The organism is Streptosporangium fragile (genome assembly GCF_039534445.1).
Lineage (GTDB): Bacteria > Actinomycetota > Actinomycetes > Streptosporangiales > Streptosporangiaceae > Streptosporangium > Streptosporangium fragile.
In genome coordinates this window covers 115,273-125,128 of record NZ_BAAAVI010000023.1, presented here as the reverse complement: position 1 = coordinate 125,128, position 9,856 = coordinate 115,273, and the positions used below count along the sequence as shown (strand labels likewise).

The window sequence follows — 9,856 nt, the reverse complement described above, 5'->3', positions numbered from 1 at the left end:
CATCGCGGCGCTGTTCCTCACCACCGAGGCCGTCATCGCCGAGAAGCCCGAGAAGGCCGGTGCCGCCCCCACCGGCATGCCGGGCGGCGACATGGACTTCTAGAAGGCCACTGAAGACCTTGCGCTCTGGCCTCGTTCTGTCCGGGATGAGGCCAGAGTGATTGATGCGCAGAGTGAGTGGGCTGGAGAGCCGGGCGCGTCCTCACCATTCGCCCGCACCACGACGAGCTTGCCGCTGCCCGCCGGCAAGCCGCCACCGATCCGGTCCGGCAGAACGGCTACCGGCGCCCCCGTCGGACGCGCCGTCGCCTGGATCGCCGCGCGGGGCAACCGGCGGTCACGGTACGTCGGCACCGTCAAGAACGACGTCTGGCTCCACACCCGCGCCGCCGCCCTCAACCTGCGAACCCTGATCAACCTCGGACTCACCCGCACGAGCGAACCCTGGACTCCGGTCTCCAAGCCCGCCGGAGAAACCGAGGGCTGCGCACAAGAGCACCGCGCACGAACAAGATCTTCGGTGGCCTTCAGGCGAGGAACTGCTCGTAGCCCAGCTTGGCGACCATCGCGACGACCACGCACAGGAGCACGGCCCGCACGAACGCCGCGCCCCTGCGCAGGGCCATCCGGGCGCCCAGCTGGGCCCCGGCGACGTTGCAGACCGCCATGGCCAGGCCGAGCAGCCACAGCACGTGCCCCTGGTAGCCGAAGAGCAGCAGGGCACCGAGGTTGGTGCACGAGTTTATGATCTTCGAGTGGGCCGAGCCGGAGACGAAGTCCAGCCCGAGGATCGTGGTGAACGCGATGATCAGGAAGGTCCCGGTGCCCGGCCCCAGGATGCCGTCGTAGAAGGCGACGCCCACGCCGGTGGCGGCGATCGCCGCCGCCAGCCGGCCGCCGGTGCGCGGGTGCGGGTGCGGGCGGGTGCCCAGCCCCGGCCGGAGGGTGACGAACAGCGCCACGCCGACCAGCGCGGCCATGACCAGCGGGATCAGCGCGTCCCTGGAGATCGCCGCCGCCGAGGCCGCGCCCAGGCCGGAGAAGAGCAGCGCGCCCAGCCCGGCCGGGACCGCGACCGAAGCGTCGATCTTGGTGGTCCTGGCGTAGGTGACGGCCGCCGAGGCGGTTCCGGCGAAGGCGGCGAGCTTGTTGGTGGCCAGCGCCTGGACCGGCGGGACCCCGGCCACCAGGAGGGCGGGGAGCTGGAGCAGCCCTCCCCCGCCGACCACGGCGTCGACCCAGCCCGCCCCGGCCGCCGCCCCAAGCAGCAGGACCATCTCCCCCGCGTCCACACCGAACCCCCGAATCATCCGCCCGGCAGAGCGTACCGGCCCCGTCCCGGCGCGCCCCCCCGGGCCCCTCGACGGCGGGACGGCCTGAGTTGCCAGATATGCCTTCGCGATCACAGGCGGGGCGCTACCGTAAGCAGCGATACCTCCATCACCGTTCGCGCATGAACGTAATCAAAGCGTCATGCGCTCCTCCCGACTGCCCCGATGGCCGACGCTCCTTGGTGGTGCCCCATGCCAGCCCGGTTACGGTTGGACCTGCCGCCCAACCCCCGGATGACCTCGATCTGCGTGCGCGGCGCACGTGTCTCCGCCGCCGCGGCGGGGACGCTCGCGCTGACGGCACTGCCGGCCCGGCTCCTGGAGGCAGAGGGGGTCGCAGGCACCGTGACCTCGCACGTCACGATGGAGCCAGGCACCGCGGCGGGTCTGCTGCTGCTGGCGTTCGCCCTGGCGGTGGCCACGCAGGAGGAAGCCCCGCCCCGGCTGCGGCACGCGGCCCGCGTCGCCGCGGCGGCGGCCACGTTCCTGGGAGCGCTGGCCCTCGCACACCACGCCACCGGCCTCGCCCCGGGCTTCGACCGCCCGCCGCCGAGCCACGGCGCCTCCGGGGACCTCCCTGCCCTGGACACCGCGCTGGCGACCGTGCTGGCCGGGCTCGCGCAGCAGGCGGTGCTGGGCCGGCGCTACTGCACGATCCTGGCCGGGCAGGCGCTGTCCCTGGCCGTGATGCTCATCGGCCTGCTGCGCCTGTACACCCTGGCCGGCCAGATGCCGGAGCCGGCGGAGCTGCACGGTCTCAGCGACATGGCGGTGAACACCGCGCTGGCCCTGGTCCTCACCGGCGCCGGCACGTTCCTCGCCCGCCCCGGCGGCGGGCTGACGGCGGTGGTGACCAGCGACAGCACCACCGCGCTGCTGGGCCGGTGGATGCTCGTCTCCACCCTGGTGGTGCCGCCCGCCCTGGCCTGGGTGGGCGGCGCCGGCCGGCGGCACGGCCTGTACGACATGCGCACGGGGGTCGCCCTGCACGTCATCGGGGACATGCTCGTGTTCACCGTGATCAGCTTCTGCGCCGTCGCCATCGCCGGCCGGGCGGAGGCAGGGCGGATGCGCGCCGAGCGCGCCGAGCGCGCCATGGGCAACTACGCCCGGCTGCAGGCGCTGATGGACCACACCCCCGCGGCGATCTTCATGAAGGATCTGGAGGGCCGCTACCTCGCGGTCAACTCCCTGTTCGAGTGGGTCATGGGCGTCACCCGCGAGGGCGTGGTGGGGCTGACCAACCACGACCTGCTGCCGCCGGAGGTCGCCGACCGGCTCCGGCTCAACGAGTGCGAGGTCGTGGAGGCCGGGCGCGCCGTGCAGTTCGACGACGTCATCCCGCACGCCGACGGCCCCCACCACTACCTGACGATCCTGTTCCCGCTGGCCGACGAGTCCGGCCGCGTGCACACGGTGTGCGGGATCGCCACCGACGTCACCGACCGCGTCCACACCCGGCGCGAGCACGAGCAGCTCCAGCGCAGGTTCCGGGAGCTGCTGGAGTCGGCGCCCGACGCGATGGTGATCGTCGACGGCGACGGCCGGATCACCCTCGTCAACGCCCAGGCCGAGACGGTGTTCGGCTACCGGCGCGAGGAGTTGCTGGGCGCCCCGGTGGAGATGCTCGTCCCCGAGGGGTTCCGCGACAGGCACCGCGGTCACCGGCGTGCGTACGCCGCCCACCCCCAGGTGCGGCCGATGGGCGCCGGACACGAGCTGCGCGGACGCGGGAAGGACGGACGGGAGTTCCCCATCGAGATCAGCCTCAGCCCGCTCCAGACCGAGGACGGGGTGCTGGTCTCGGCGGCCGTCCGCGACGTCACCGAGCGCAAGCTGGCCGAGGAGGAGCTCCTGCGGGTCTACGAGCAGCAGCGGCACGTGGCTCTCACCCTGCAGCGCAGCCTGATGGCTCTGCCGCCGGAGGTGCCCGGCATGGGCACGGCCAGCCGTTACCTGCCCTCGACGCAGGGCGCCGGGGTGGGCGGCGACTGGTTCGACCTGATTCCGCTGGGCGGCGGCCGGGTGGGCGTGCTGATCGGCGACGTGATGGGGCGCGGTCTGGAGGCGGCCGCGGTGATGGGGCACCTGCGCTCGGCGGCCCACGCCCTGGCCAAGACGGGCATGGCGCCGCGACATCTGATGCGCGCGCTCGACGAGCTGGTCGCCGACCTGCCCGAGCAGCTGGTGACCTGCTACTACCTGGTGGCCGACCCCGTCAGGGGTGAGGCCACGGCCTGCTCGGCCGGGCATCCCCCCGTGCTCCTGGTCACCCCGGACCTGTCGGTCAGCGCGCTGCCGGCACCGGTGAGCGTCCCGCTCGGCGTCGGCGGGGTGCCGCACCGGCAGGCGAGCTTCCCCGTCCGGGAGGGCTCCACCTTCGTCTTCTACACCGACGGCCTGGTCGAGTCGCCGGGCAGCGACATCGAGAGCCGGATCGAGACCATGATCACCGAGCTGGGGGCGGCGTTCACCGCCGCGGCGAAACTGGAGGAGGTCGCCGACCACGTGCTGACCAGGATGATTCCTGAGCCGGAAGGACACGAGGACGACGTGACCCTGCTGCTGGCGCGCTTCCCCGAGATGCCCGCCACGAGCGTGTCGACCACCTACCTCCACCCGGAGCCCACCACGGTCGCGGCGGGACGGCGCTTCCTGAGCACCACGCTGAGCAGGTGGCGGTGCCGCCAGGCGGAGGAGACGGCCCGCCTGCTGCTGTCGGAGCTGCTGACCAACGCCGTCTGCCACGCCAAGGGCCCGCTGACCCTGAGCCTGCACCGCACCGCCCGGGAGCTGACCGTCGAGGTCACCGACCGCAGCCCCGAGTTGCCGCGGCTGCGGATCGCCGACGCCACCGACGAGGACGGCCGGGGGCTGCTCCTCATCGACGCCCTGGCCGACAGCTGGGGCACCACCCGCGCCGACGAGGGCAAGACCGTCTGGTTCACCATGCGCCTGGCGAGCCCCACCTGACCTGCCGGGACGACGCGTCCCGGCGGTCCGGGCGGGGCCCGCTCCCCCGGCCGGAGGCGGCCGGGCAGGCGTGCCGGGTCAGGCCCCGCGGAGCCAGACGGCGGTGTCGGCGGGCAGCAGGCCGCCGTCGAGCGGGCCGCTGGCGAGCAGGACCGACTCGTGCGGGGGCAGGCCCGCCGGCCTTCCTGTCAGGTTGACCACGCAGATCAGGCCGGACTCCCGGCGGAAGGCCAGCACCCCGTCCTGCGCGTCCAGCCAGGTCATCGTGCCGTCACCGAGGAGCACGCGCCGCAGGTGAAGCCCGGTGCGGTAGAGGGTGAGCATGGACGCCGGATCGGCGACCTGCACCTCGGCCGTCAGAGCCTTCCACTCCGGCGGCTGCGGCAGCCACGGCCGCCCGGCGCCGAACCCGAACGGTGGCTCGTCACCGGACCACGGCAGCGGCACCCGGCAGCCGTCGCGGCCCAGGTCGGTGTGGCCGGAACGGAACCAGATCGGGTCCTGACGCGCCTCGTCGGGCAGGTCCTCCACCTCCGGCAGGCCGAGTTCCTCGCCCTGGTAGACGTACAGGCCGCCGGGCAGCGCCATCGCCAGCAGCGCCGCCGCCCGCGCCCGCCGCTCACCCAGCACCGGGTCGGAAGGCATCCCGTGTTTGCGGTCGGCGTGGTCGAAGGAGGTGTCGGCCCTGCCGTACCTGGTCACCGGGCGGGTCACGTCGTGGTTGGACAGCACCCAGGTGGGCGGCGCGCCCAGCGGGACGTGCGTGGCCAGGGTCAGGTCGATCGAGCGGCGCAGCGCGTCCGGCTCCCAGGGGCAGGCCAGGAAGTCGAAGTTGAACGCGGTGTGCATCTCGTCGGGGCGCAGGTAGCGGGCGAACCGCTCCTGGTCGGGCAGCCACACCTCGCCGATGAGGATCCGGCCGCCGTACTCGTCGGCGACCCGGCGCCAGCCCCGGTAGATCTCGTGGACTCCGTCGTGGTCGGTGTACGACTCCTCCTCGCTGTCGAGGTCCTTGATCAGCACGGCGGCCGAGTCGATGCGGATGCCGTCCACACCGCGGTCGAACCAGAAACGCAGCACGTCGTGGAACTCGGCCACGACCTCGGGGTTCGCCCAGTTGAAGTCGGGCTGCTCGGGGGCGAACAGGTGCAGGTACCACTCCCCGTCGGGGACGCGGGTCCAGGCCGGCCCCCCGAAGATCGACTTCCAGTCGTTGGGGGGCAGCTCGCCGTTCTCGCCCCGCCCCGCGCGGAACAGGAACCGTTCCCGCTCGGGGGACCCGGGCCCGGCCCGCAGCGCCTGCACGAACCATTCCTGCTGGTCGGAGCCGTGGTTGGGCACGATGTCGATGATCGTCCTGATGCCCAGCCCGTGCGCCTCGGCGATGAACGCCTCCGCCTCGGCGAGGGTGCCGAAGGCCGGCTCGATGTCGCGGTAGTCGGCGACGTCGTAGCCGCCGTCGGCCATCGGCGAGGGGTACCAGGGGTTGAGCCAGATCGCGCCGACGCCCAGGTCGGAGAGGTACGGCAGGCGCGCGCGCAGGCCTGCCAGGTCTCCGACGCCGTCGCCGTTGCCGTCGGCGAAACTGCGCAGGTAGACCTGGTAGATCGCGGCTCCCCGCCACCATGCTTGGGGGTCCGGGGTCGCTCCCGGGAAGGCACTGCCGGACATGCTGGAGGAACTCCTTGCGGTTGAGGGTGGGTGCCGGGGTCAGCCCTTGAGGCTGCCCGCGGTCAGGCCGGCCATGATGCTGCGCTGGAAGACGAAGAAGACCACCATGGTCGGGATGCTCGCGATGACCAGTGAGGCGATCAGCACGTTCTGCGGCATCTGGGCCGAGAGCGAGGCGATTCCCACGCTGACCGTCATCTTCTCCCCGTCCGGCAGCACGAGCAGCGGCCAGACGAAGTCCTTCCAGACGTTGACCACCGACAGGATGGACACCACGCCGAGGATGGGCCGGGAGACCGGCAGCACGATCGACCACAGGATGCGCCCGGGAGAGGCCCCGTCGATCTGGGCGGCCTCGATCAGTTCCCTGGGGATGGAGTCGAAGAAGCGTTTGAGCAGGAAGACGAAGAACCCGTTGGCCGCGGCGGGCAGCCAGATCGCCCACGGGGTGTTCAGCAGGTCCCAGCCGAAGATCGGCAGATCCTTGACCGTCAGGTAGGCCGGCAGCAGGATCACCATCGGCGGGATCATGAGCGTGGACAGCATCATGCCGAGCACGGCCTTGCCCAGCACCGGCCGCAGCTTGGACAGGGCGTAGGCCGCCGAGACGTCGAAGGCGAGCGTCAGCAGCCAGGCGCCGCCGGCGTAGACGACGGTGTTGGTGAGGAACAGCCCCAGGTCGAGCTGGTCCCACGCCTCGGCGTACACCCCGACGTCGAGGGAGGAGGGGAAGAAGCTCGGCGGGATCTGCGCGAGCTCCTCGGGGCTCTTCAGCGCGCCGGTCACCATCCAGTACAGCGGGAAGACGAACGCGAGGGTGAAGGTGACCACCACGAAGGTCAGCACGGTCCAGTAGATCAGCCGCCCGTGCGGGGTGGTCAGGGTGTGCGGGGAGACCAGGCTGCGGAACTCCCGTGTCTCCGTCCTGGGCCTGCGGCGCGGGCGCCGGGCTTTGGGTGGGCCGGGCTCCGGCGGCGGGACGGTGACCGGGTGGCTCGGTCGCACGGTGGCGTTCGGCATCGGTGCCACTTTCTCCTTTAGCTCTGGTTGTCCCGCGACAGGCGCAGGTAGAAGGCGGAGAACACCATCAGCACGACCATGAGCATCAGGCCGAGCGCGCCGCCGCCGCCGAAGTCACCGAAGTTGAAGGCGTACTGGTACATCAGGTAGGCGACGGTGAGGGTGGCGTTCTCCGGGCCGCCGCCGGTGAGCAGGTACGGCTCGATGAAGACCTGCATGGTCGCGACGATCTGCAGCAGGAGCATCACCAGCAGGATCAGCTTGGTCTGCGGGATGGTGACGTGCCAGACCCGCTTGAAGAGCCCGGCCCCGTCCAGCTCCGCGGCCTCGTACAGCTCGCCCGGGATGCTCTGCAGCGCCGCGAGGTAGATCAGGGTTCCGGTGCCCAGGTTCATCCAGGTGGAGACGATGACGAGGGAGATCAGCGCGGTGTCGGTGGAGTCGAGCCAGCTCAGTCCGGGCAGGTGCGCCAGGGCGAGGATCTGGTTGAACAGGCCGGCGCCCGGGTCGTAGAACCACTTGAACAGCAGTACCCCGACGGCCGGTGGGAGCATCACCGGGAGGTAGACGACGAACCTCAGGTAGGCCTTCGCGTGGCGCAGCTCGTTCAGGACGATCGCCGCCGCGAACGGCACGACGTAGCCGAAGACGAGCGCCAGGCCGGTGAAGGCCAGGGTGTTGGTCCAGGCGTCGGCGAAGGCGGCGTCCTCGAACACCGTGCGGAAGTTGTCCCAGCCCACCCAGGTCGGCTCGTCGACGAAGTTCGTCTGCTGGAAACTGAGGAGGACCTCCCGGACCATCGGGTACCAGGAGAAGAAAGCGAAGCAGATCAGCGCTCCGCTCAGGAAGCCGTAGGCCGTGAGGTTGCGCCGTATGCCGCGCCCCAGCGCCCCCCGCTTCCGCCGTGAGCCGTGCACGGTGGTTGTACTCATCGGTTGACTTCCGATCTCAACGTGAACGCGGGGTGCCGGCCGGTGGGCCGGCACCCCCGGTGCCGGTGGGTCAGCTCGCCTTGGCCAGTACCTTGTTGGCCTTGGCCTCGGCGTCGGCGAGGAGCTTGTCGATGTCGGCGTCCTGTCTGGTCAGCACCGCCGACATGGGCACGTCGAGGATGGCGTAGAGCTCCTGGGCCTTCGGCGGCTCCAGCTTGTTCTGGATGCCCGCGGAGCCCTCCACGAAGGGGGTGAAGTTCTTGACCGGGACGGTGGCGTTCGCCTCGCGCAGCTTGACGATCTCCTTGCCGGGCGCGGTGTCCCCGTACAGGTCGGGGATGGGCAGGCCGACCGGGCGGCCCTGCCGCTTGCTGCGCTCGTAGTCGAACTGGCCCTGGCCGGGGGTCAGCTCGTGGAACTCCAGCCAGAGCATGGCCGCCTTGATCTTCTCGGGCGTGGCCTTGGGGTTGATCATGTAGCCGTCGCCGCCGCCGAGCGAGGCCTTGGCCTCCGGCAGCGCCGTGACGCCGTAGTCCTCGAACTTGCCCTTGAAGTCGTTGTTGACCGACTGGACGACGTCGGGGGCGCCGATCATCATGCCGAGCTTGCCGCCGCCCATCATGCGCATGAGGTCCTCCCACTGCAGGAGCTGCTTGGCGCCCATGCTGTTGTCGGTCCAGCGCATCTTCTTCAGGTTCTCCAGGACGGCCTTGCCCTCGGGGCTGTTGAAGGCGGCGGACCTGCCGTCCGGGGTGACCATCTCGCCGCCGCGGCCGTAGAGGGAGGCGGCGAAGTGCCAGCCGCCGGTGTTGCCCGCGCTGTACTCGCCGAAGCCGACGTAGCCGGGGCCGAGCGCGGCGATCTTCTTGGCGGCCTCCTGCACCTCGGCCCAGGTCCTGGGCGGCGCGTCGGGGTCGAGACCGGCCTGGGTGAACAGCTTGCGGTTGTAGACCAGGCCCATGGAGTAGTTGGTCCGGGGCAGACCGTAGATCTTCTCCCCGCTCTTGAAGACGTTCAGGACGTCCGGCCGCAGGTCCTTCAGCCTGCTGATACCGCCGACGTACGGGGTGATGTCGGCCGCCTGTCCCGCCGCGATGATCTTCTGGACGTCGGTGTAATAGACGTAGAAGACGTCTTCCATCGTGCCCCCGGCCAGCTTCGCCTGGAACGTGTCCGGGTTGATGCAGGGGAAGGCGTCCTTGCTGTCGATCGTGATGTGCGGGTGCAGTTTCCGGAACGCGGCGACATCCTCGTCCCACGCGGTGCGCTCCAGCGGGTTGCTCTTCGGCGGCTGGCAGCCGACCGAGATCGTGACCGGAGCGTCGGCCCCTGCGGCGCCCGGCGTGCTGTCGGCGGCCTTGGATCCGCCGTCGGCGCCGCACCCGGCGGCGGTGAGCACGATGCCTGCGGCGAGCAGCATCGAGATCTTGCGGGATTTCATCGGGGGGACTCCTTGGCGGGTCGGTTGCGAGAAACATACAGAGATGCACAAGAGCGAGCAAGACACCGTCTAATACGATGCAAAAAAGTGACAGTGAGAGATCGGTCATGCGCCCGCAACACGTGCCGGACGAGCGGCCGGGTGAGTCGACCTGGGGGAACACTCCCGTGACACCCGGACAGGTCACCGGCTTGCAAGAAGGCGCACGGAGACGTCACTGTCATGCCGGTTTTTTGAGGCCGCTTTCTTCCCGGGACAGGGCCGGACCGGACCGGACGGCGCAGGGAACCACCCGTCCTGGACGGAGAGCGGCCCGGCCCGCGGTACCCCGGCGGCACCGGTGCGGCTCGCTCACCTCGCCCGCTCCCGACCCTCTCGGCGAGACCACGCATCGTGACTGCAAGAAAGCGGCAAAAAACGCAAATAATTGCGCGCTCTTGCTGGAAAAGGTCATGCCGGGGTTGCGCTTCCGCCGTGCCGGCCGGGGC

Annotated in this window: 6 protein-coding genes; 1 reads left to right on the top strand and 5 read right to left on the bottom strand. The window is 70.8% G+C overall.

The features are described from left to right. Positions 1 to 527 precede the first annotated feature (527 nt). The gene (locus tag ABD841_RS17665; RefSeq protein WP_344972740.1) at positions 528 to 1,277 is read right to left on the bottom strand and encodes a TSUP family transporter; all 750 of its coding nucleotides are present in this window, start codon (positions 1,275 to 1,277) and stop codon (positions 528 to 530) included. A gap of 246 nt (positions 1,278 to 1,523) precedes the next feature. Between ABD841_RS17665 and ABD841_RS17660 the strand changes: the two genes are divergently transcribed. Then, positions 1,524 to 4,304: a PAS domain S-box protein gene (locus ABD841_RS17660; protein WP_344972738.1), complete on the top strand. Its 2,781-nt coding sequence runs from the start codon at positions 1,524 to 1,526 to the stop codon at positions 4,302 to 4,304. A gap of 78 nt (positions 4,305 to 4,382) precedes the next feature. On the opposite strand, the gene ABD841_RS17655 is transcribed toward ABD841_RS17660, so the two are convergent. The 4 genes from ABD841_RS17655 to ABD841_RS17640 form a co-directional block, all read right to left on the bottom strand. Then, positions 4,383 to 5,975: a glycoside hydrolase family 13 protein gene (locus tag ABD841_RS17655; protein WP_344972736.1), complete on the bottom strand. Its 1,593-nt coding sequence runs from the start codon at positions 5,973 to 5,975 to the stop codon at positions 4,383 to 4,385. Between the two features lie 39 nt (positions 5,976 to 6,014). Beyond that, entirely contained in the window at positions 6,015 to 6,995 is a 981-nt protein-coding gene (locus ABD841_RS17650) for a carbohydrate ABC transporter permease (protein ID WP_344972734.1), read from the bottom strand. Positions 6,996 to 7,012: 17 nt separating this feature from the next. Next, on the bottom strand, positions 7,013 to 7,927 hold the full coding sequence (locus ABD841_RS17645) for a carbohydrate ABC transporter permease (RefSeq protein ID WP_344972732.1): 915 nt from the start codon (positions 7,925 to 7,927) through the stop codon (positions 7,013 to 7,015). Positions 7,928 to 7,997: 70 nt separating this feature from the next. After that, on the bottom strand, positions 7,998 to 9,368 hold the full coding sequence (locus tag ABD841_RS17640) for an ABC transporter substrate-binding protein (RefSeq protein ID WP_344972730.1): 1,371 nt from the start codon (positions 9,366 to 9,368) through the stop codon (positions 7,998 to 8,000). Positions 9,369 to 9,856 lie beyond the last annotated feature (488 nt).